19 protein-coding genes are annotated in these 22498 nt (G+C 60.6%); 6 read left to right on the top strand and 13 right to left on the bottom strand.

Going from position 1 to position 22498, the window contains the following annotated elements:
• Positions 1 to 70: 70 nt before the first annotated feature.
• Both waaA and ACYZTY_RS00525 read right to left on the bottom strand, forming a co-directional pair.
• Positions 71 to 1345, bottom strand: coding sequence for a lipid IV(A) 3-deoxy-D-manno-octulosonic acid transferase (gene waaA / locus ACYZTY_RS00530; protein WP_461956865.1), 1275 nt, complete (start codon positions 1343 to 1345; stop codon positions 71 to 73).
• Positions 1338 to 2258: a LysR family transcriptional regulator gene (locus tag ACYZTY_RS00525; protein ID WP_461956864.1), complete on the bottom strand. Its 921-nt coding sequence runs from the start codon at positions 2256 to 2258 to the stop codon at positions 1338 to 1340. Before ACYZTY_RS00525 ends, waaA begins: the two co-directional genes overlap by 8 nt.
• A gap of 103 nt (positions 2259 to 2361) precedes the next feature.
• Between ACYZTY_RS00525 and ACYZTY_RS00520 the strand changes: the two genes are divergently transcribed.
• The 4 genes from ACYZTY_RS00520 to ACYZTY_RS00505 all read left to right on the top strand — a co-directional run bounded on the left by ACYZTY_RS00520 (position 2362) and on the right by ACYZTY_RS00505 (position 5876).
• Positions 2362 to 2694: a DMT family transporter gene (locus tag ACYZTY_RS00520; protein ID WP_008027887.1), complete on the top strand. Its 333-nt coding sequence runs from the start codon at positions 2362 to 2364 to the stop codon at positions 2692 to 2694.
• A 199-nt stretch (positions 2695 to 2893) separates the two neighbouring features.
• Positions 2894 to 4069 (top strand): NAD(P)/FAD-dependent oxidoreductase, encoded by a 1176-nt coding sequence (locus ACYZTY_RS00515; protein WP_461956863.1) that lies wholly within the window; start codon positions 2894 to 2896, stop codon positions 4067 to 4069.
• On the top strand, positions 4066 to 4878 hold the full coding sequence (locus ACYZTY_RS00510; protein ID WP_461956862.1) for an aldo/keto reductase: 813 nt from the start codon (positions 4066 to 4068) through the stop codon (positions 4876 to 4878). The genes ACYZTY_RS00515 and ACYZTY_RS00510 overlap by 4 nt, the downstream gene beginning before the upstream one ends.
• A gap of 32 nt (positions 4879 to 4910) precedes the next feature.
• Positions 4911 to 5876 (top strand): metal ABC transporter ATPase, encoded by a 966-nt coding sequence (locus tag ACYZTY_RS00505; protein WP_461956861.1) that lies wholly within the window; start codon positions 4911 to 4913, stop codon positions 5874 to 5876.
• Between the two features lie 126 nt (positions 5877 to 6002).
• Here the strand turns inward: ACYZTY_RS00505 and hldE are convergent, their stop codons facing one another.
• From hldE to msbA, 4 genes are all read right to left on the bottom strand, one after another.
• Positions 6003 to 7424: a bifunctional D-glycero-beta-D-manno-heptose-7-phosphate kinase/D-glycero-beta-D-manno-heptose 1-phosphate adenylyltransferase HldE gene (gene hldE, locus ACYZTY_RS00500; protein WP_219093543.1), complete on the bottom strand. Its 1422-nt coding sequence runs from the start codon at positions 7422 to 7424 to the stop codon at positions 6003 to 6005.
• 102 nt (positions 7425 to 7526) lie between these two features.
• Complete coding sequence (cysC, locus tag ACYZTY_RS00495) at positions 7527 to 8132, bottom strand: adenylyl-sulfate kinase (RefSeq protein WP_461956860.1); 606 nt, start codon at positions 8130 to 8132, stop codon at positions 7527 to 7529.
• Positions 8125 to 8829, bottom strand: coding sequence for a sulfotransferase family 2 domain-containing protein (locus tag ACYZTY_RS00490; RefSeq protein WP_461956859.1), 705 nt, complete (start codon positions 8827 to 8829; stop codon positions 8125 to 8127). Before ACYZTY_RS00490 ends, cysC begins: the two co-directional genes overlap by 8 nt.
• A gap of 158 nt (positions 8830 to 8987) precedes the next feature.
• Complete coding sequence (msbA, locus tag ACYZTY_RS00485) at positions 8988 to 10790, bottom strand: lipid A export permease/ATP-binding protein MsbA (RefSeq protein ID WP_461956858.1); 1803 nt, start codon at positions 10788 to 10790, stop codon at positions 8988 to 8990.
• 157 nt (positions 10791 to 10947) lie between these two features.
• Between msbA and ACYZTY_RS00480 the strand changes: the two genes are divergently transcribed.
• Both ACYZTY_RS00480 and ACYZTY_RS00475 read left to right on the top strand, forming a co-directional pair.
• Complete coding sequence (locus tag ACYZTY_RS00480; protein ID WP_461956857.1) at positions 10948 to 12810, top strand: O-antigen ligase family protein; 1863 nt, start codon at positions 10948 to 10950, stop codon at positions 12808 to 12810.
• The gene (locus ACYZTY_RS00475; protein WP_461956856.1) at positions 12810 to 14027 is read left to right on the top strand and encodes an acyltransferase family protein; all 1218 of its coding nucleotides are present in this window, start codon (positions 12810 to 12812) and stop codon (positions 14025 to 14027) included. Before ACYZTY_RS00480 ends, ACYZTY_RS00475 begins: the two co-directional genes overlap by 1 nt.
• A 64-nt stretch (positions 14028 to 14091) precedes the next feature.
• Here the strand turns inward: ACYZTY_RS00475 and ACYZTY_RS00470 are convergent, their stop codons facing one another.
• Genes ACYZTY_RS00470 through ACYZTY_RS00440 form a run of 7 tightly spaced genes read right to left on the bottom strand, consistent with a single transcriptional unit; the run spans position 14092 to position 22271 of the window.
• Positions 14092 to 14976, bottom strand: a complete 885-nt coding sequence (locus tag ACYZTY_RS00470) for a glycosyltransferase (protein WP_461956855.1) — start codon at positions 14974 to 14976, stop codon at positions 14092 to 14094.
• Complete coding sequence (locus ACYZTY_RS00465; RefSeq protein ID WP_461956854.1) at positions 14973 to 16127, bottom strand: glycosyltransferase family 4 protein; 1155 nt, start codon at positions 16125 to 16127, stop codon at positions 14973 to 14975. The genes ACYZTY_RS00470 and ACYZTY_RS00465 overlap by 4 nt, the downstream gene beginning before the upstream one ends.
• On the bottom strand, positions 16124 to 17008 hold the full coding sequence (locus ACYZTY_RS00460; RefSeq protein WP_461956853.1) for a DUF6625 family protein: 885 nt from the start codon (positions 17006 to 17008) through the stop codon (positions 16124 to 16126). Before ACYZTY_RS00460 ends, ACYZTY_RS00465 begins: the two co-directional genes overlap by 4 nt.
• A gap of 53 nt (positions 17009 to 17061) precedes the next feature.
• Complete coding sequence (locus tag ACYZTY_RS00455; protein WP_461956852.1) at positions 17062 to 18495, bottom strand: PIG-L deacetylase family protein; 1434 nt, start codon at positions 18493 to 18495, stop codon at positions 17062 to 17064.
• Positions 18496 to 18503: 8 nt separating this feature from the next.
• The gene (locus ACYZTY_RS00450; protein ID WP_461956851.1) at positions 18504 to 19400 is read right to left on the bottom strand and encodes an antimicrobial resistance protein Mig-14; all 897 of its coding nucleotides are present in this window, start codon (positions 19398 to 19400) and stop codon (positions 18504 to 18506) included.
• Positions 19400 to 20530, bottom strand: a complete 1131-nt coding sequence (locus ACYZTY_RS00445; protein WP_461956850.1) for a glycosyltransferase — start codon at positions 20528 to 20530, stop codon at positions 19400 to 19402. The genes ACYZTY_RS00450 and ACYZTY_RS00445 overlap by 1 nt, the downstream gene beginning before the upstream one ends.
• Positions 20514 to 22271 (bottom strand): carbamoyltransferase family protein, encoded by a 1758-nt coding sequence (locus tag ACYZTY_RS00440; RefSeq protein WP_461956849.1) that lies wholly within the window; start codon positions 22269 to 22271, stop codon positions 20514 to 20516. Before ACYZTY_RS00440 ends, ACYZTY_RS00445 begins: the two co-directional genes overlap by 17 nt.
• Positions 22272 to 22498: the final 227 nt, after the last annotated feature.

Below are 22498 nucleotides of genomic sequence, written 5' to 3'. Positions count from 1 at the left end.
ATCGCAATTGAAGGTTTCACGACTGCTTCGCAGCCGAGCGGGAGCAAGCTCCCTCGCCACAGGTGTCAAGTCAGTTGATCAACCGCTCCAACCCATCCAGCAACCGCTGCAACGCGCCCTGATTGGTGCGCATCACTTTCAAACCCGCTTCCGCCATTCGTTGCGCATCGCGTGGCAATTCGAACAGCCGCTGCACTGCCAGCGCCAGGCCTTCGGCATCCTCCACCTCCTGCAACGCCCCGGTGCTGCGCAATTGCGCGGCGATTTCGAGGAAGTTGAACAGGTGCGGCCCGCTTAGCACCGGTTTAGCCAGCGCTGCCGGTTCCAGCAGGTTATGCCCGCCGTTCGGCACCAGGCTGCCGCCGACAAACGCGCTGTCCGCCAAGGCATAAAGAAACAGCAATTCACCCATAGTGTCGCCCAGCAGCACCGAGGTATTCGCCGTGACTGGCTCGCCGGCGGAACGACGCACCGTGGCGCCCCCCTGCTGCTGGCACAACTCGTACACCGAGTTGAATCGCTCCGGATGCCGCGGCACCAGAATCAGCAACGCATCGGGATGATTGGCGAGCAACTGACGATGAGCCGCCAGCACCACTTCGTCTTCACCTTCGTGAGTACTGGCGGCGATCCAAACCGGACGTTCCTGTGCCTGCCATTGCGTACGCAATTCCGTGGCGCGCAGCAGCAGTTGCGGATCGATCGTCAGATCAAACTTGATCGAGCCGGTCACTTCCACGGTGTCCGCACGCGCACCCAAGTCACGGAAGCGCTGAGCCTCGGCTTCGGTCTGTACCGCGAACAGGCTCATCTCGGCTAGCATCGGCTGGGTGAGTTTTCGGAAGCGGCCATAGCCCTTGGCCGAGCGCTCGGACAATCGTGCATTGGCCAACGCCACCGGAATCCCGCGCTTGGCGCACTGATGGATGTGGTTCGGCCAGAGCTCGGTCTCCATGATCACCGCCAGTTTCGGCTGGACCCGATCAAGGAATCTCGCCGCCGCGCACGGCAAGTCGTAAGGCAAATAGCAGTGCTGGATGCGCGGCTCGTCGGCAAACAGTGCGTGGATGCGCTCCGAACCGGTCGGGGTCATGCAGGTCACGGTAATCGGCAGCTGTGGATAACGTTGCAGCAAGGCACGAATCATCGGCGCCGCGGCAATGCTTTCACCCACAGACACCGCGTGCACCCAAATGCCGCCCGGCTTCATCGCCGGCAGGCCGAGGGAGAAGCGCTCGCCGATGCGTTTGGCATACGCCGGTGCCTTGCGCGAACGCAGCCACAGCCGAATCGCTACCAATGGCAGCCCCAGGTAAAACAGCGCGGTGTAGAGAGTTCTATTCATGGCGGCGGAGTTTATCGGTTTTTTCGCCGATCGCCTGCAAGTGCACGGCAAAACGTTCTGCCAGCCAGCGAGCCGCCGGGCCGAGGGGCTCATCGCGACGCCAGACCAGCTCCACGACCAGTGCCGGCGGGGTCCATTCGCTGTCCAGCTCGACCATCAGATCCTGATACGCCGGGTATTGCACCACGTGTCGCGGTAGCCAGGCCCAGCCGAGGCCGCGCACCAGCCATTCAGCCATCACGTAGAAACTGTCGGCCCGCCAGACCTGCGGGCTGGCGGGCTCGCTGCCGGGGTAGACGCTGGACTGCGTGGACATCAGCAACTGGCGATGCCGCGCCAGTTCCTGACAATCGACCGGCGCCTGTTTCGCCAGCGGATGACCGACGCCGCACACGGTGACCATTTCTACGCTGCCAAGCACCCGACGCTCCAGCGCTTCGGGAATCTGGTCGTGATAAAACAGCAGCCCCAGATCGGCCCGGCGCTCCACCAGTTTGCGCGCCACATCACCTTGGGCGGCGCTGGTCAGTTGCACCTCAAGGCTGGGAAATTTTTCGGCCAGGGCTGCAAAGCTTTCGATGATCGGCTGATAAGGCATCGCCTCATCCTGAGCCACACGCAAACGAGCTTCCTGGCCGCGCATCATGGCCAGCGCCCGACCGTTCAGGCGTTCGCACTGGCGCAGCACTTCCCGCGCCTCGTCCAGCAACGCGTTACCGGCCTCGGTGAGTTTCGGCTGGCGGCCGCTGCTGCGGTCGAACAGGCTGACGCCCAGGTCCTCTTCCAGCAGCGCAATCGAACTGCTGACCGCCGACTGCGCCTTGCGCTGATCCCGCGCCACGGCGGAAAACGAACGCTGCTCCGCTACGCTGACAAACAAGCGCAGCTGCTCCAGATTCCATTGCGTGTTCATGGCTCAACCCATCTTCAGAACAGATAGGTAATGACTTTACCGCATCTGGAGAATCTCTAAAATGCCGACCTCAGAAAGCAACACTTCACACGAGGATGCACCTATGACCGCTTACTACTACCTGGCCATTGCCATCTGCGCCGAAGTGATCGCCACCGTTTCGATGAAAGCGGTCAAAGGCTTCAGCACCCCGCTGCCGCTGATTCTGGTTATTGTCGGTTATGGCATCGCCTTCTGGATGCTCACGCTGGTGGTGCGCAGCGTTCCGGTGGGCGTCGCTTACGCAGTGTGGGCCGGCATGGGGATCGTGATGGTCAGCGTCGCGGCGCTGTTTATCTACGGGCAGAAGCTGGATGTGCCGGCAATGCTGGGGATGGCTTTGATCGTATTGGGCGTCGTCGTCATCCAGCTCTTCTCCAAAACCGCCGGGCACTAACTGACACCACCAAATCCCCTGTAGGAGTGAGCCTGCTCGCGATCGCGGTTTTTCAGGCAAGCTTTTAGTCGACTGGCACACCGCAATCGCGAGCAGGCTCACTCCTACAGGTTTTGCGTCCGGCCTGTTGATCAGCAACAAATCCCCCGCTCATCGAGTCTGTATACTGCGCCCTCGTCTTGAACACTGAGGTCGCTGCATGCCATCCGTTATTTCCACCGACGTTCTGATTGTCGGCGCTGGTGTCGCCGGCCTCTGGCTGAATGCGCGCCTGCGCCGCCAGGGTTTTTCGACCGTGCTGGTGGAAAGCGCCAGCCTCGGCGGCGGGCAGAGTGTGAAGTCCCAAGGCATCATCCACGGCGGCGCCAAGTACGCGCTGCATGGCGCCCTGACCGGTGCCTCGGAAGCCATCGCCGACATGCCGCGCCGCTGGCGTGAAGCCTTGGCCGGCGATGGCGAGCTGGATCTGTCCGGCGTGCGCCTGCTGTCCGAAGCCCATTACCTCTGGTCTCCTGGCACCCTCGCCGGCAACCTCACCAGTTTCTTCGCCAGCAAAGCGGTGCGCGGCCGTGTCGATCAGGTCAAGGGCGACCAACTGCCGCCCGCCCTGCAAGACAAGCGCTTCAAGGGCAAGGTCTATCGCCTGGCGGAACTGGTGATCGACGTGCCGAGCCTGATCCAGCGCCTGGCCGATCTGGCCGGTGATGGCCTTCTCGCCGGTCAGAAGATCGAACCGTTGCTGGAAGGCGGCGTTCTGGTGGGCCTGAAGGTCGACGAGCGCGAGATCCGCGCCCAGCGCATCGTGCTCAGCGCCGGTGCCGGCACGGCGGCGCTGCTCGAAGCACTGGGGCTGAGCAAGCCCGCCATGCAGCGCCGACCGTTGCATATGATCATCGCCAAAGGCCCAAGCCTCAAACCGCTGTATGCCCACTGCCTGGGCGGCGGCACCAAACCGCGCATCACCGTGACCACCCATCCCGCCGCCGATGGCCAATGGGTCTGGTACATGGGCGGCGACATCGCCGAAGCCGAGGGGGTTGCCCGCGAACCTGCCGAGCAGATCGCCACCGCGCAGAAAGAGCTTGGGCAGTTACTGCCATGGATCGACCTGAGCACCGCGCAATGGGCCACCTTGCGCGTGGATCGGGCCGAACCGCTGCAATCGGGGCTGACTCGTCCGGACAATGCATTCCTGGCCGAAGAAGGCCGGCTGCTGGTCGGCTGGCCGACAAAACTGGCCCTGGCGCCGGACTTCGCCGACAGGGTCATCACGTCGCTGCAACGCGACGGCATTCAGCCAAGCCATCCCGCGCCACTGCCCGATCTGCCAAAACCACCCATTTGCGTTCCAGCCTGGGAGCAACTGCTGCCATGAGCCAACCGACCCTGCACGATCTGCATCGCCCGCTGGGCAGTACCGGCCTGCTGGTTTCGCCGCTGGGCCTGGGCACGGTCAAGCTTGGCCGCGACCAAGGCGTGAAGTACCCCAACGGTTTCCAGATTCCCGGCGATGACGAAGCGCGCATGTTGCTCAAACTCGCGCACAACATGGGCATCAACCTGATCGACACCGCCCCGGCCTACGGTCGTAGCGAAGAGCGGCTCGGGCCATTGTTGCGGGGCCAGCGCCAGGAATGGGTGATTGTCAGCAAGGTCGGCGAAGAATTTGCCGACGGCCAGTCGAGCCACGACTTCAGTGCCGCCCACACCCGACGGTCAGTGGAACGCAGCCTGCAACGGCTGGAAACGGATTTTATCGACCTGGTGCTGGTGCACTCCGACGGCAACGACCTGGCGATCCTCAATGACAGCGAGGTCTACGCAACCCTTGCCGCGCTCAAGGCAGAAGGCAAGATTCGTGGCTTCGGTTTTTCCGGCAAAACCGTCGAAGGGGGTTTGAAGGCTCTGGAACAAGGTGATTGCGCCATGGTCACCTACAATCTGAACGAACAGAGCGAGAAGCCAGTCATTGACTATGCTGCTGCTCACGGTAAAGCCATTCTGGTCAAAAAAGCCCTCGCCAGCGGTCATGTCTGCCTGAGTCCGGGCGTGGACCCGGTGCGCGCCAGCTTTGAGTTGTTGTTTGAACACCCGGGTGTTGCCAGTGCTATTGTCGGGACCATCAATCCGCTGCACCTCGCCCACAACGTCGCGACCGTTGCCCAGGTCCTACGTAGAAACTGATGCCGCCCACGCGGCCTTAAGCAGGAGCCGACATGCCGCGTACGCTCATAAGAAAGAACCCGAGCAACTTCAAGACCCTGCCGTTGTACGTCGAAGCGACTCCCGAAGGCCTGAGTTATCAGAGCGTCGGGATGCCGCTCAATTTCTCCCAGACCCTGCAACGTCGCCGCCCGGTGACGGTGCCCGACACCGAGCGTTTCGCGTTGGAACTGGCCAACCTCGGGGTCTCGGTGCGCCTGACCCTGCATTGGCAGAATCGCGATTACTGGGTGTTGGTGCGTCAGCGCCGGCAAGACCGTGGCGATGTGGTGCTCAAGTTGATCTCCGGTTACGTGCCGGCCCATGAGCTGAACCTGCCCCTGCACACGGCGATCCAGGAGATTGCCGAAGAGTGCCTGCTGGAAACCCCCGAAGGCTGGCTCGGCGGGCGATTCAATGACACCTGGTTGCCGGCGCCCTACGCCTCCGCGCTGCATTATCGCGAGGCATTACCCTTTCGCCTGACGCCGCTGTCCGGCTCGGCGCGGCCGGTGCGTTGCGCCAAAATGCAGTTGATTGAACGTCCACGGGCTTACGTGCACTTGCCGACGGCGTCCTTGCAATTGATTTATGACTTGCGCCTGGACGTGCCCAAGGAAGCCAAATCCCTGAGCCTGTTTCATGTCGACGAACGACTGGAAGGTGATCAGCTGGTGGCCCGGCTCGATCGCAAGCGTCCCGATTTGTACTTGATGCCGCTGCAGGACGGCCAGCCGATGGCCGAGTTGTATACCTTGAAAAAGGATCAGCTGTACCCGGCGAGTACACGCGGGTTGTTCCTGGCAGAGAGTTTTGCCCGGCAGGAAGGCTGGCTGGTGCGCGATGAGCGGATTCGCTGGAAGGATTGGGTGCGGCAGCAGGGGTTGAGCCCGCCGGGGAAGGACTCGGGCCTGGCCCGGTTACGCGGCAAGGCAAAGCAATTACTGAAGAAGATCGTGCCGCGCAAGGCGGCGCAATAGAAAGGACCAGTAAGCTTTTGTGGCGAGGGAGCTTGCTCCCGCTTGAGTGCGCAGCGCTCACAAAAATGGGGATGCTTCGCAACCCAGCGGGAGCAAGCTCCCTCGCCACAAGTGACCGTTTCGCTCTCAGTTATTACGGATCTTCTCGACAATCGCGGTAGTCGAGCTGTTTGCCACCAGCCCCAAGACTTTCACGGTCCCGCCGTAGGCGGTCACGATGTCCGCGCCGACCACCTGGTCGATCCCGTAATCCCCGCCCTTGACCAACACGTCCGGCTTGACCTCACGCAGCAGGTTTTCCGGGGTGCCTTCAGGGAAGCTGATGACCCAATCCACTGCGCCCAGACCGGCCAATACAGCCATGCGACGGTCGACGCTGTTGATCGGACGGCCCGGCCCTTTCAGGCGGCTGACCGAGGCATCGTCGTTGACCGCAACGATCAGACGATCGCCTTGGGCGCGCGCCTGCTCGAGGTAGGTCACATGGCCGGCGTGCAGGATGTCGAAGCAGCCGTTGGTGAAGACGATCCTCTCTTTGTGCGCACGCGCATCGTCGACCGCCAGCAACAACTGCTCAAGGCCCAGCACACCGCGCTCGGAACCTTCTTCTCGCTGGATGGCGCGACGCAGTTCCGGCGCGCTGATCGCCGCCGTACCGAGTTTGCCGACGACGATGCCCGCCGCCAGGTTGGCCAGGGCCACCGCGTGTGGCAGTTCTTCGCCCGCGGCAATCGCGGCCGCCAGCGTGGAAATCACCGTGTCACCGGCACCGGTCACGTCGAACACTTCACGGGCACGGGCAGGCAAGTGCAGCGCCGGATGATCAGGGCGCAGCAAGGTCATGCCGTGCTCGCCACGGGTCACCAGCAACGCGCCGAGGTCCAGGTCGTGCATCAACTGCGCGCCCTTGCTCACCAGCTCGTGCTCATCGGCACAGCCGCCGACGATGGTTTCGAATTCGCTGAGGTTCGGCGTGATCAGGCTCGCACCCCGGTAGATCGAGAAATCCTTGCCCTTGGGATCGGCCAGCACCGGAATGCCACGGGCACGGGCGGCCTGGATCAGCACCTGATGGTTTTTCAGTGCGCCTTTGCCGTAGTCGGACAGCACCAGCACCTTGATGCCTTCGAGCAGCTCGTCGACTTGCTCGCCAAGCGCCAGGGCGTCGGTGGCGAAGGGTTCTTCGAAGTCGATACGCAGCAGTTGCTGGTGACGGCTCATGACCCGCAGCTTGACGATGGTCGGCTGGTGCGCGATACGCTGGAACAACGCGCGCACGCCAGCGCCCTTGAGGCTATTGGCCAGGCTGTCGGCAGCTTCGTCATCGCCGGTCACGCCGACCAGCGAGGCCGGGGCGCCGAGGGCGGCAATGTTCAACGCAACGTTGGCGGCACCGCCCGGGCGGTCCTCGATTTGCTCGACCTTGACTACCGGTACCGGCGCCTCAGGGGAAATCCGTGAGGTACCACCATGCCAGTAACGGTCGAGCATGACATCGCCGACCACCAAGACAGGGGCTTGATCGAATCGCGGCATGGACAACTTCATGGAGCAACCCACATACAAAATGAACAGGGGCGCGATATTACCACAGGGTTGACGCTGGCTTGTGCGACGGCTGCAACGGGATGATCTGGCGGGGAAAACTGTTCATTTATTGAGCAGAAATGCCGATAACCGCAGGCAAGCGTCCACCAGGTCCGATTCATCGGTGTCGACCTCGCACTCGGCAGACAGCGGCGCCTCGTACGGGCTGTCGATGCCCGTGAAATCCTTGATGCGCCCTTCCCGTGCCGCTTGATACAAACCCTTTGGGTCGCGTTGCGCGCACACCGCGAACGGCGTGCTCACATACACCTCAATGAAATCGCCCTCGGCGAACAACCGACGCGCCGTTTCACGTTCCAGGCGAAATGGCGAGATCGCCGCAACGATCACAATCAGGCCGGCATCGACCATCAGCCGAGCCACCTCAGCCATGCGTCGAATGTTTTCCCGGCGACATTCCACTCCCATCCCCAGATCACGGCACAACCCGTCGCGCAGGTTGTCGCCATCAAGAAGGAAGGTGTGCAGCCCGTGCTGATTGAGCAGCAGCTCAAGGGCATTGGCCAGCGTCGACTTGCCCGCCCCCGACAACCCCGTCAGCCAGAGGCAACGCGGTCGCTGGGACTTGATCAAGGCGCGGGCTTCACTCGACAGCGACAAATTGTAGGGTTTGATCGCGCAAACCGGCATCGACAGCGTCTCATTCATAACCAAGCATCTCGTAATCACGCTGGTATGCCCGTCGCACCAGACGACGGGTACGCACCGAGCAGAAATCACGGGCCAGCATCGGCTGCCGCTGCCGGGAGCTGTTGACGTGCGGCAGCACCGCCGAGTGGCCCAACTGCTCGCAGACCAGCTGAAAGTCCCGCTCCAGGTGTTCCTGGTAACCCATGAAGTCCAGGGCCAGATGCCCCAGGGAGTCGGTGAGAAAATCCGTTTGCGCGGCGAAATGCAGTTGCCGGTGGATCGTTTCCGGGTGCAGCCAGCGACCGACAAAGTCGTCGAAGTCGCGATAGTGGCTGACCAGTTTCTGCGCCGCGTGATCGCGCCGCCCCAATGCATTGCCCCGCAGAAACGCGTAGGCCGAGTAGGCTCTTTCCAAAGGATCGCGAACAAAAGCGAATTTGAAACTGGCGGCAAACTGCTCGGGAAATTGCTGCTCGTACCAGTACAACGGCAAGTGCCCCGGGCTCCAGTGATCGAACAGTGCCGCACAGACGCTACTCCCGGCGCACTTGGGGACGTGGATGAACAGACAGGACCGCTGCTCGAACGCCTGGGGAAAACGCAGGTTGGCCGACATCGACTTGTTCACCACCTGACGGTCCACCACCGACAGGCGCCCCAGCAAGAAGGCCCGTTGCGGTTTGGGGAGGAGTTTCCAGAGATAACGTTGCAACATGGCATCACCCGCGCGAAAGGGATGGCCCTCTCGATTGAAGTCAAAGTTCGTTCAGAAACCTTAACAAGCGCAGTGCGGAGTTTTATTCAGGTTTGGTCAAGAAGGGTAAAGGTCTGGATACAAATCACCGGGCGCATTGCACGCCCGGTGAGCAAGGGTCAGGCGATGTCTTCCGCCGGGGCGTCAAGGCCCATGGCGTTCAGGCGGGAGTAATAACCGTTGTGCGCCAGGAGTTCGGCATGGGTGCCGCGCTCGACGATCCGGCCCTGATCCATGACCAGGATCAGGTCAGCCTTCTCGATAGTCGACAGCCGGTGAGCGATCACCAGGGTGGTCCTGCCTTTCATGACCTGGTCCAGCGCCGCCTGAATATGCCGCTCGGACTCGGTGTCGAGGGCCGACGTGGCTTCGTCGAGAATCAGCAACGGAGCGTTCTTCAATAGCGCACGGGCAATCGCCAGGCGCTGGCGCTGGCCACCGGACAGCAACACGCCGTTCTCGCCAACCTGAGTGTCCAGGCCTTCGGGCAACTGCGCGATGAAGTCCATCGCATAGGCGTCTCTCGCCGCTTTTTCGATGTCCTCACGGGGCGCGCCCGCCAGATCGCCATAAGCAATGTTGTTGGCCACGGTGTCGCTGAACAGGGTCACGTGCTGGGTCACCTGGGCGATGTGCTTGCGCAGGTTCAGCAATTTGTATTGCTCCACTTCAACGCCGTCGATCAGGATCTCGCCCTTGTCATGGTGATAGAAGCGTGGGATCAGGTTGGCCAGCGTCGACTTGCCGCTGCCCGAGCGCCCGACCAGCGCCACCATTTGCCCCGGCTCTACCGAGAAACTGATGTCGTCGAGTACCTGGCGATCGGTATCGGGGTAGGTGAAGCTCAGGTGGCGCACATCCAGACGACCACTGACGGCATCGCGCTCGACGGTGCCGGTATCGATTTCAGGCGCGACATCCAGTTGTTCGAAGATGCTCTCGGCACCGGCCACGCCTTTCTGGATGGTCGAGCTGACTTCGGACAATTGACGGATCGGCTTTGGCAGCAGGCCGGCCAGAGTGATGTAGGCAACCATGTCACCGGCCGACGCATCGCCGCGCAGGTACAGCACCAGGAACATCAGCACCGCCATGGCGCTGTAGATCACCAGTTGCAGTAACGGCGTATAGATGGCGCCGGTACGGGTCATGCGCAGTTGCTTGTCGGTGTTGCCCTGGCTGGCCGCGAGGAATCGCTTCTGCTCGAAGACTTCGCCGCCGAAGCTACGCACCACGCGATAGCCCTGGATGGTTTCCGAGGACACGTGAGTCACGTCGCCCATGGCCGCCTGAATCTTCTTGCTCTGCTTGCGGAATTTCTTGCTCGCGGTGCGCACCATGACTGCGATCAACGGCAGGATCGCAACCATTACCAGGGTCAGCTTCCAGTTCATGAACAGCAGCGAGGCGAACAGGAAGATCACCGTCATGCCTTCACGGATTACGACCTTGATCGCATCCGTGGCCGCCCCGGTGACCATCGTCACGTTGAAGGTGATACGCGAAATCAGATGACCCGAGTTATGCTTGTCGAAATACCGATTGGGCAAAACAAGCAGGTTATTAAACAGCTGAACACGTAAATCATGGACCAGCCCGAGGGAAACCTTGGCCAGAAAGTAGTTGCCCAGATAAGATCCCAGCCCCTGCCATGCGGCGATCAGGATGATCAGCAACGGCACCGCCTGCAGCAGTTGCAGGTCGCGCAGGTAAGGCACGGTTGGAAACAGCACCGCCTCGGGGTTGGACAGCCCATCGACGAAGTATTTGAGGATGTAGCCGAGCATTGGCTGCGTCGAAGCGAAAATCAGAAAACCGACGATGCTGATCAGAAACAGACTGATGTACGGCCGGACATAGCCGAGCAGGCGGAAGTAGATTTTCAAGCTCGATGGGCTTGCGGAGAGACTGGAGTCGGTCATATCACGCGAATGTCGATAAAAAGGACGCTGACTTTAGCACAGCTTCCTCAGGGTTCTGGCAATCGCATAAAGGCTGTTATTGTTAGGCACCAAATTCAGCATCAAATAGCCATCACCCCGAAAATGGCCGATCAACTTCAGGATTGAATCTCTCAGCATGCAACTCAGCGGCTTCAACAGCACATCCAATCGAGTTTTCGATTTCATTTGCCTCTGGATTCTTCCAATCGGCTATCTTTTGCTCCTGTGCGCGCTGTTTTTCCTGCCGGGCCGAAGTCTGCATCACAAGCTTTTTTATGGCCTGTTCAGCATTCCATCGCTGGTCGCCCTCTGCCTGCGCCCCCGCGAACTCAGGGAGTTGCTGCGTGAACCGGTCTTCATCGCCGTGCTGCTGTTCGCGGTCTGGGCCATGATGAGTTTGTGCTGGGGTCCCGGCAGCGAAAGCGTTGCCGCACAACTCAAGGCTCCGCTCCATACCCTGCTGCTGTTTGCCGGCTGTTACTTACTGGTGCGTTATCGCAGCGAAATCGTCCAGCCCTTGCTGTTCACCGCCGCGATGGTCGGATTGATCGGCACCGCCTACAACCTGTTCATGTTCGCCCGCGTGTACGCGCCCGGTTTGCGTCTGATCGGCGGCGGCGCATTCGACAACCCGCTGCTCAGCTCTCACATGTATGGTTTCTACTGTGCCTACTGGCTGAGCATGAGCATGATCTGCAAGCGTCGCCAGATGCTCTGGCTGAGTATCCCGGCGATGGCAATCATGTTCACCGCCGTCATAGCCACTGGCTCCAGGACGCCGCTGGTGGCCCTGACAATGGCCGCGCTCTGGCTGGGGTTCATCTGCTGGAACCGGCGCTCCCTCGTATTGCTGATCGCCCTTATTGCCAGCGTGTCAGCGGTGACCGTGCTGTTTTCGCAGATGATCATCGAACGAGGCGATTCCTACCGCTTTGAAATCTGGCAGCTGGCCGTGCAGAAAATTGCCGAGCACCCATGGATCGGTCATGGCTACAACGCCGACTTGGCCCTCGACCCCGGCGTCGGCTACACCTTTCAAGAGCCCCACAGCTTTGCCTTGGGCGTGCTCTATTACGTCGGTGTTTTCGGTTTGCTGCCGTGGCTGTTTTTCCAGGCCTGGGGGTTGTTCAGCAGCTGGCGCTATCGCCTGCAACCACTGTTCATCATCGCCTCCACCTGGCTGATCTTTGGTATCGGCGCAGGCCTGACCGAAGGCGGCGGGATCATTTCCCGGCCCAAGGAGCACTGGTTCCTGCTGTGGATTCCGCTGGCGCTGATCGTTGCGCTCAGCGTCAACCAGCGCGCCAGACGCTTGCTGGCGATGCCGATCAAGACGTTGACGCCGATGGCCCTGCAGCAGCTGACCGCCAATGCGCACGTGATCGAAGAAGATGGCCTGGGCCCTAAAGTCCTGCGTCTGCTCGATGGCAGCTTCCTCAAGCTGTTCCGCCGCCGCCGCTGGTACACCTCGGGCAGTTTCAGCCCCTATTCCGAGCGTTTTGTCGTCAACAGCGAGCAATTGCGCAACATGGGGATTCCAACCCCGCAGCCCCTTCACTTGTATCGGCTCGATGACGGCAGCAGCGCTGTGCACTATTCGCCACTGCCGGGCAACACCTTGCGCCAGGTCCTGCAAGGCATTACCGCTCCGGCAGTGCGTCAGGCACTGATAGAACGTTTCGGCAAGTTCATGGCGCAGCTGCATGAGAAAGGCGTGTATTTCCGCTCTCTGCACTTGGGCAATGTGCTGGTGCTGGCAGACGGCGAGTTCGGCTTGATCGATGTCGCTGACATGCGCATCTACCCCTCTTCGTTGAGCCTTTCGCTGCGGCAGCGTAATCTTCGCCACATGCAGCGCTACACGGTAGATCGGCGCTGGTTGTTCGAAGATCACTTCGAGGCGCTGCTTCAGGGATACGCCACGACGGCGTCGAAAGCTGCTGTCGATAATATGCACAGGCAAGTGCTGGCCGGGAGTTCCCCAGCCCGGGCTCATTGATGACTGAAACCAACCCGCTCATTGCGCTGGCAGCCTATCTGCTGGCCATCGTGACCGCCGCCCTGTTATTGCGCGCCGTTCCGAAAATCGCCCGTCACCTGGAGCATTCCGGCGAAAGCCGCTATGCCAGCATTGATGGCCTGCGCGGCTATCTGGCGTTCGGTGTGTTCGTGCACCATTCGGTGATTACCTGGATCTTCCTGCGCACCGGCGTTATTGAGTTCCCGCCGAGCAACTTTTACTCGCAGCTTGGCCAGGGCAGCGTCGCGCTGTTTTTCATGATCACCGGTTTTCTGTTCTGGAACCGATTGCTCACCCAGGGACGTCAACACGACTGGCTGGCCTTCGCAGTGTCTCGGGTGTTTCGTCTCTACCCGTTGTACTTGCCGCTGATGCTGATTGTATTCATCACAGTGTTCTACCTGCAGAACTGGGAGCTCAAAGAGCCCGGCATTCGACTCGTAGGGCAGATCCTGGCCTGGCTGACCTTCGACCGACCGGACGTCAATCAGTACCACCAAACCGGCATGCTGATCTCCAACGTCACCTGGACCCTGGGCTACGAGGTATTTTTCTATCTGGCGCTGCCATTGGCCGGCATGGTCTTCATTTATCGAGGCAGCTGGCTGCAAGTGGTGCTGTGCCTGATCGGCATTTATGCCCTGTACCAATTGGTCGGCTGGGAGCACTCACTGAAGAAGCACTTTCTGGCGAGCTTCCTTGGCGGCATTGGTGCGGCGTACTGGATACGCCGGCCACACTTGATGGCCTGGGGCCGGACGCGACTGGCGGGAATTATCGCGTTGCTGGCGCTGGCAATTGCCTTTACGGCATTCAACCGCGCGTTCAACCTGCTGCCGCTGCTGCTGCTTTCCTTGTTTTTTGTGATCGTGGCATCGGGAAACACCCTGTTCGGCGCTCTACAACCGCGCAGCATCCGCTGGCTCGGGGAAATCAGCTACAGCACTTATTTGCTGCACGGCTTCGTGCTTTGGGTGATGGTCCAGCGCCTGCCGCTGGTGCTGCATCTGGACGCCCGTGACACCTGGACCTATCTGTCGCTCTTGGCCGTGTGCAGTTGTCTGCTGATCGTTATCAGCAGCTTGACGTTCCTGTACATAGAGAAGCCGGGCATGACGGCCGGCAAGAAGGTCTTGCAGTGGCTGCGCCAGGGCAAGATGGCTGACAAGAGCCCGGCCGAAAAGATCGCTCGCTGAAGCTGATAACGCAGCCGTTGTAGCGGCTGGCGAAGCCTGCTGCTACAGAGATCGTGTTACGGCGTCAGTCTTTTTCCAGCGGCGAGAAGTACAGTCGCCCCAGACCACGCCAGGTCTTCTTGTTCCAGGCCTTGAACGGGATCTGCGCCAGCAGCTCGCGGGCCAGCTTGCGATCACGGTTGGCGGTCTTGAGGAACATCGAGCTGAGGAACTTGTAACGCACCTCGTCGTACAGCGGATGATCGCTGAACAGCGCGTAGGAGCGCAGGATGTTGTCGATCATGAAGCGGTGGTTCTTGTAGGAATTGGTGGCGTGCTTGCGATAGCGCGCCATCAGCACATTCAAGCCATCGATAAAGTAACCGGCACGGGTCACCTTCAGCTCGATCAGCAAGTCTTCCAGGCGAATATTCGGATCGAAGCCACCCACCTTGTCCAGCGCTTCCCGGCGGATCATCAGGGTTGGCGCGGGGGGATAAGGTTTGCGTTCCAGGAACATGTCATCGAAGTCCAGACGACGGAACGGCACATCACGGCGCTGACGCTTCTCGGGGTACAGATTGCCGTCGGCGTCGATCAGCTCGATGTTGCCCGCGCAGATACCGACCTCTGGCTTGCCATCCATGTAGGCCACCTGCGTCGCAATGCGCTCTGGCAACATGATGTCGTCAGAACCGAACGGCACGATCAGACTACCGCTGGAGCGAGCGATAGCGCCATTGAGCGTGTTGGTCAGCCCCTGATTCTGCTGAACCCGGAAATCAAAACCGTGCTGCGCCTGCAAGACCTTGATCCGCTCGACGCTGTCATCCTTGGAGCCGTCGTCGACCACCAGGAACTCGATGTTCTTATAGGTCTGGTTGAGGACGCTGAGAATGCTTTCCTCGATGTAGCGAGCGTGGTTATACGACGCGATGATGACGGTTACGAGAGGTTGCGCGTCGCTCATGGTTGTTCCTTGCGGGCCTGATCCAGGCCGGATTCGATCAAGTTCAAGTACTCCTGGCGGAACACCTCGATGTCATGTTCTTTCTGTAGATAACGGTAGGACTGTTCGCCCTTGGCCTTGAGCTCGTCATCCGACAGCCCGAGGTAGTTATCCAGCGCCGCGACCAGGCTCGGCACGTCCTTTGGTGTAATCGCCAGCCCACCCGCGCCTTCAATCAGCGGCAGCATGGCCGGCACGTTGGAGGCGATCACCGGCAGGTGCCCGCTCATGCCTTCGAGCAACGCCAGCCCCAGGCCTTCAGCCAGGGACGGCATGGTCCAGACGTCGAACGCACGAATGTACTGCAAGGCGATTTCCTTGAAGCCCAGCAGGTGTGCGCGACCGGTCAGGCCCAGGCTATCGATTTCGGCTTTCAGGCGCGACTCTTCGCGACCGGCACCGATGATCGCCAATTGGGTGTTCGGGTACTTGTCCTTGAGTGCGGCAAACGCCTGCAACAGATAGGTGTGACCCTTGACCGGCACCAGGCGACCCAGCGCCCCGATCAAGCGCACCGACGGATCGATGCCCAACAATTCGCGGGCACGCTCGCGACTGTGCTGCAAGCCTTCGGCCTGCTCAATGTCGATTGCGTTGGTAATGGCGTAGGTATTTTGGTCGGTGAAACCGCAATCACAGTCCAGCAAATACTGTTTGACCGCCGGCGACACACCGACGAAGCGCCAGTGACGATCAATCAGGCGCTGGGTCTGACGGCGCCGGTAAAAACGGTCGTACTCGCCAAAACCGTGGGAAATGCCGATGCACAGCGGGACCTTCAACCAGCGGTTGAGCGTCAACATCATGTTCACCGGTTTGAAGCGGTTACAAATCACCACGTCGAACTTTTCTGCGCGGCAAAACTTGTACAGCTGCCACATCGCGCGCAGGCGCATGCCCTTGAGGGACTTGTCGGAAAACTCGAAATACACCGAACGGTCGGCCCGGCTCACAGCCTCGCCAGGCCCAGGCTTGCCACGCAGGAATGCCGCAGTGACCTCATAGCGATCACTCGGCAGCGCCTTGACGATCTGCTCCGCGAGGTCGGCAAAATCATGGGCTTTGACGTTGTAGTCAGGCTGCAATTGCAGAACCTTTGACCGTTGACTCATAACTCTCCCCGGTGGAACCCTGTCGCATCGATGACCCAGGCCGGTTCGGCGGCAATACGCCTGACCTCGGCTGGATCGGGTGGAGGCAACCGTGACCACTCGTTGCGTTTCCAGCAAACGAAGTGGAAATACGGAAACCGGCGATCGCCATCGCGATCATTACTCAAACAGCCATTGCGCCAATACCAGCGATGCGGAAAATCATCCGTGCCGTCGTGCCACTTGATGCAGCCACCCGGGGTGCTGAAGGCCTCGGTGAATTCACTGCGACGACGCCACGGATTGAACTTGCCCACCAAGGTGAACAAAGGCTCGGGAAAATTCTTGCGCCAGAGGAAGATCCGACTGAATGCGCCCTCGTCCAGTGCATGGTGCTCCTGATCGGTAAAGCGCTTGCGCCAGTCCTTCATTTGCATGAACAACTCACGCTTGCGGGCGTTGTTGCGCATCAGGCAAAGATGCCCGGCGACCCGTCGCTCGTGAGTCGAGAACAGGTCATAACCGGCCAGCCGATCAGGGGTGAAGTAACTTCGCAGGTCACCATACACCAGATCAATATCGCCGAACCCCCAGAAATCATAGCCTTGCAGGCGGTCGGCATGAATATGCCCCAGCGCCGGCTTGATGTCACAGAGCTTGTAAGCCGCCTCCGGTGCAAAGTCGATATCCAGCCGCTGAGACACCAGCCCGCAGTAGTGACTGAACGTCATGCACTCGACGGTGACGTTGGGTGGCAAGTTCTCGGGCGTGCCGCAGTCGCTGAACAGCAACCAGTCGATATCGGCGTTGCGACGACAACTCTCCAGGAAAAACGGCATCCAGAACGGCCATTGACCGAAGTACGGGATCAGAAAAACAATACGCGGGCGTGGATTGATCACAGAAGAATCACTGCAGTTGTTTAAGACGCGGCCATGCTAGGCCCGGAAGTGCTTCATTTCTGCTGTCGAGATGTTTCACCATGCTTCAACAGCCATAACAATTCATGACGTCTGACCGCCTTGCGAAAAAATTCGTTCTCGCCATAAACGGGCGGCGCTCTACGAGCCAACAGCCACTGTATCGACCGACGCAAACGGCGCTTGAACGGCATGGGCGGTTGCAGGTCGTGCATCATGCCCAGCGCCATGGCCTTATCACGCTGAAGGTCCAGCGACAGCGGCAGGCAGCAAGGTTGCATCGGCGTCGCCGGGTCGAAGGCCGGCGGCAGCGCGATGCCATGCCCCGCATCACCCATCGGCCAGCGGTCGTTGTCGTGCAGATGATTGGCGTAGCCGAGCAAGGTGGTCGGCTGCCATTCAAGGCCTTTCAAGGCCTCGAGGACCGCTTGCTGGGCGCAGAGATGATCGGGATGTGGATCGAGCGTCGGGTGCGGCAGCACAATCACTTCAGGGCGCGCGCGCAACAACAGCTCACGTAGATCGGCCAACAGATTGTTCCAGGTCGGTGCACCGTCGACGTCGCCCGGCAGGGCAAACGGGTTCAACTGGCGATACACGCGGGTGTCGCTCAACTCGGCTTCACGGGAACCCATCGGCTTCGCCGGTGCGGCCTGCATCTCCGCCAGTTGCAGGCAGAAATACCCCAACTGCACGCAATGCGCCTCAGGCACGCCCGCCCAACGGGGCACCGCGATGCTGTCCCAGGCGCGCAAACGGCCTTTGAGTCGGGCGGCCTCGACCTTATTCAGACCCAGCTGTTGATAGTGTTCAGCCTCGATTTCACCGGCGGTGAGGGTCACGATCCAGGCTTCATCGGCCTGGCTGTACAAACCATAGGCGGCCAGCTCGGCGTCGTCGGCGTGGGGTGCGATCACCATCACTCGCTGGCGGCGATAATCCGGTTGCTCCAGCGCCCACAACACCGGTTCGCCGAGCAATCGGCAAAAGCGCCCGTGCAGGCGCAACTCGCCCCGCGACAACACTTGCGCCTGACCACTGAGGTTCAGGTAACGCAGGCCATTCACACCGCGCTCAAACGTCTGACGGTCCGGATTTTCGCCACCCAGCAACTCGACCACCGGGTCGAGAAAGCGACCCAGCCAGGTACTTTTCACCTGCAGCGCCAACACCAGCGTTGCATCGTCGACCAGCATCACGCCTTCGTCCAGGCGCAGCCGCTCACCGTCCAGATGCACCTTGGGCTGCGGGGTGTAAGGCGGGAAGCTGTAGTGGTAATCGTCTTTGGGCGAGTAGAAGAGGTGATCGGCAAACCAGGCTTCGTGAGCAATCCAGCCCAGCACCGAGAGCACCAGCGGCAACCACCAGGCCACCAGCACGCCGATGGCAATTAACAGTACCAGCGCGATCAGCAGGCCGATCCGTTTGTTGCGCCGATGACGCTTGAGCAGTTGCTGTTTGCGGCTCATGGGTTCACTCACACGGTGAAGACCGGCACGGGATTGCACCAGCGGTCCTTGTATTCTCGGTCGGCGCGACCGAAGGAAAACCGCAAGGGTTTATCCAGGGCACGCGCATGCTCCCAGGCACTTTGGGTGTTGAGGAAACTCAACACGCTACCGGGGCTGAATTCGCGCGTTTCAGGATCGACACCGCCGTTGATGTACTCGACGCTGATCCACTCCGGTGCCTCGACGCGGTACACCAGTTGAATCGCGATCGGCGCATCGTTGAGGAAAATCACTGAGCCGATCAGCAAGTCCCGCAGCAGCTCGATCACCTCCGCCATACGTTCGGCACCGGTGGCCGGGAAGCCCCAACGACGCTGGAACAGGTCGCAATAGATCGCTGCCAGCTCAGCGCTGGAAAAGTCGGCGACCGGCCGCACCACCCCGCCCGCCTCTTCCAGCAGACGCAATTCACGGCGCTGGTTGTAGCGAAACTTCTTCGACAACTCTTCAGGCGTGCGAGCCATGGCCAGTTGTTCGGTCTGCAACTTAATGTCGGTGAAACGGCCTTCGCTGAGTGCCGACAAGTAACGTCCGCGATGGCGCAGTGGTGCTTGGGCATCAGCGGCCGCCGGCAGGATCAACTCGGCATTGCCGAGGTCGAACAAACCCTTTTTGCCGCGGCGTTTGAGCACGTCTTTGGACAGTGCCAAGTCGCGCCCCCACGTAGGGATAGCGGCTTTCACTTCACCGTTTTGCTCCCACGCCAGGTAACGCACCGGGATCCCGGCCAACTGTGCCAGACGCTCAACGACCAACGGATGTGTCGCGACGCTGCCGCCATAACGTTGCCAGGCCTGTGCATAAGTCGAGGCATCGACCACCGCCCAGCCCCGTTCGCGCCAGCCTTGAAATCGGTTGAGCATCAGCCCCTCGGTGCCAGTTCGGTGACGTGCGGCAAATGCCAGAAAGCATCGCGTACCGCGCGGTCGGAGAAACGCTCACGCAGTCGATCGAGCATCATCTCGGCACACTGGTGACGTTGCTGGTCGTCCATCGCGGCCAGGTGTTTCAGCCCTTGGGCCAAGTGTTCGGCATCGCCCAGCGGGAACAGAATGCCCACGCCTTCAACGACTTCCTTCGCCCCACCGCACGCGGTGGCCAGCAAGGGTACGCCGGCAGCCATGGCTTCCAGCAGCACCATGCCGAAGGGTTCGTGATCCGAACTCAGGGCAAATACGTCGAAGGCACGGAAGTAGCGACGGGCGTCCGGCACTTGACCGAGAAACAGCACGCGATCACCGATCCCCAGTTCCCGGGCCAGGGCCTTGAGGTCCTCTTCCAGGCGCCCGCTACCGAGAATCACCAGTTGGCTGTTGGCCGGCAAGCCCGGCAATGCCTCGGCAAAACCATGCAGCAACGTGGTCTGGTCCTTGTCCGGATGCAGCCGCCCGACGTTGCCGACAATCCACGCATCCGCCGACAGGCCAAGGGTTTCCCGGGCTTCGCGCACTGACACCTGGCTGGTCTGCAACGCCGGCACATCGACACGGTTATAGAGCGTCTGAATCCGCCCGGCCGGCCATTTCGGCAGGCAACGGCGCATGTCGTCACGCACCGCATCGGAGACGCCGAGCAGGCTCAGGCGCTTGCGGAAAAGATGGGCGAAGAGTTTGCGGGTGCCGCGCTTGTAATCGCCAAAGGCGTGATGCACACCGATCACCGGCAGCGAGGTGCCGAGCAAGGCGATGTAGATCGGCTTGAAACGGTGAGCAATGCAGAAACTGAAGTTGCGCGAAGCGGCGATCTTGCGCAGATCGCCGATGGCGCCCAGCTTCAGGCCACGAATGGCCTTGGAGCTGTATTCCATGAACAACACTTCATCGGAAGCGCAGTTCGCGGCCACTTCGCTATCGGCGGCCCCGGTCAAAAAGACCGTGGTCACACGATAGCCAGTCCCCGCGAACAGGCTGGCGTACTGCCGGGCGCAGTCCAGGAACGGCCCGTCATAGCCGTGGCAGAACTGCAACACATGGCGTTCAGCCGAGCGTGTCATAAGCGTTGGCGCCCTCTTTGACCACCAGGATGTCTTCCATGATCAGATACTGTAGATCGGAACCGAAGAACATGTTCAGCGCGTCGGTCGGCGAGCAGATCATCGGCTCGCCACGACGGTTGAGCGAGGTGTTCAGCGACACGCCGTTGCCGGTCAGCACTTCCAGCGCCTTCATCATGTCGTAGTAGCGCGGGTTGTATTCGCGCTTGAGCACCTGGGCCCGGGAAGTGCCGTCTTCATGGACGACTTCCGGCACGCGGGTCTTCCACTCTTCCGCCACTTCGAAGGTGAAGGTCATGAACGGCGCCGGGTGATCGATCTTGATCATCTGCGGGGCCACTGTGTCGAGCATCGACGGGCAGAAAGGCCTCCAGCGCTCGCGGAACTTGATCTGGTGGTTGATGCGGTCAGCCACACCGACAGCGCTCGGGCAACCGATGATCGAACGACCGCCCAAGGCACGCGGGCCGAACTCCATGCGGCCCTGGAACCACGCTACCGGGTTGCCATCGACCATGATTTTGGCGATGTTTTCCGGCATGTTTTCGAGCTTGCGCCACACCGGCTTGCTCGGGTGACGGGCGCACGCGGCGACAACGTCTTCGTTGCTGTAGGACGGGCCGAGGTAGACGTGTTCCATCTTCTCGACCGGTACACCACGGGCGTGGGACACGTAGGCGGCTGCACCGACCGCGGTACCGGCATCGCCGGACGCAGGCTGGACGAACAGTTCCTTCACGTCATCGCGGGCGATGATTTTCTGGTTGAGCTTGACGTTCAAGGCACAGCCGCCGGCGTAAGCCAGCTTGCCGGTTTCCTTGAGCACGTCGCCCAGGTAGTAGTCGATCATCTGCAGCGAAATTTTTTCGAACAGCGCCTGAATGCTCGCGGCGTAGTGGATGTACGGCTCGTCGGCGATATCACCTTCGCGCTTCGGACCCAGCCACTCGATCAGCTTCGGCGAGAAGTAGTAGCCTTTGCCCTTCTCTTTATAACGACGCAGGCCGATGACGTTGGCGTAGTCGGTGTTGATCACCAGTTCGCCGTTTTCGAACGAGGCCAGGCGCGAGAAATCGTATTTGCTGGCGTCGCCGTACGGCGCCATGCCCATGACCTTGAACTCACCGTCGAGCATGTCGAAACCGAGGAACTCGGTGATTGCGCCGTACAGGCCGCCGAGAGAGTCCGGATCGAAGAATTCCTTGATCTTGTGGATCTTGCCGTTTTCGCCGTAACCGAAAAAGGTCGTGGCGTACTCACCCTTGCCGTCGATCCCGAGGATCGCGGTTTTCTCTTTGAAACCGGAGCAGTGGTAAGCACTGGAGGCGTGGGCCAGGTGATGCTCGACCGGCTCGATCTTGATTTTCTTCGGATCGAAGCCCAGTTGCTCGAGGCACCAGACGATTTTGTTGCGATAGCGCTTGTAGCGACGGTTGCCCATCAGGATCGCATCAAGGGCGCGGTCCGGGGCGTACCAGTAACGCTTGGCGTACTGCCACCGAGCCTTGCCGAACAGGCTGATCGGGGCGAAGGGAATCGCGACCACGTCAACGTCGGATGGCTTGATGCCCGCCTGCTCGAGGCAGAACTTCGCCGATTCGTAAGGCATGCGGTTCTTTGCATGTTTATCGCGCACAAAGCGCTCTTCTTCAGCCGCCGCGACCAGCTTGCCGTCGATGTACAAGGCTGCGGAAGGATCATGGCTAAGGGCGCCGGACAGGCCAAGAATCGTCAATGCCACAGGGGTCTAGCCTCTTTAGTCTGCATGCAGGCGACAAGCGCCTCAAAAATTAATGTGCCCCTCGCGAGGGGCGAGAGACAGCTAAAGGGCGGGATTATAGCTTAAAAGCGACGGCAAGCCTCTAGCGGGAAGTGGCAAGCGGCAAGCTCACGCGTTGACAGCAGAAAGACGTCGACTTAGGCTCCTGTTCAAATGGACTGGGAGATCCCGGTCGGCGTTATAGCCTC

The organism is Pseudomonas sp. LB1P83 (genome assembly GCF_054897885.1).
The sequence above is the reverse complement of the archived record's forward strand: the minus strand, read 5'-3'. Positions and strand labels throughout refer to the sequence as shown.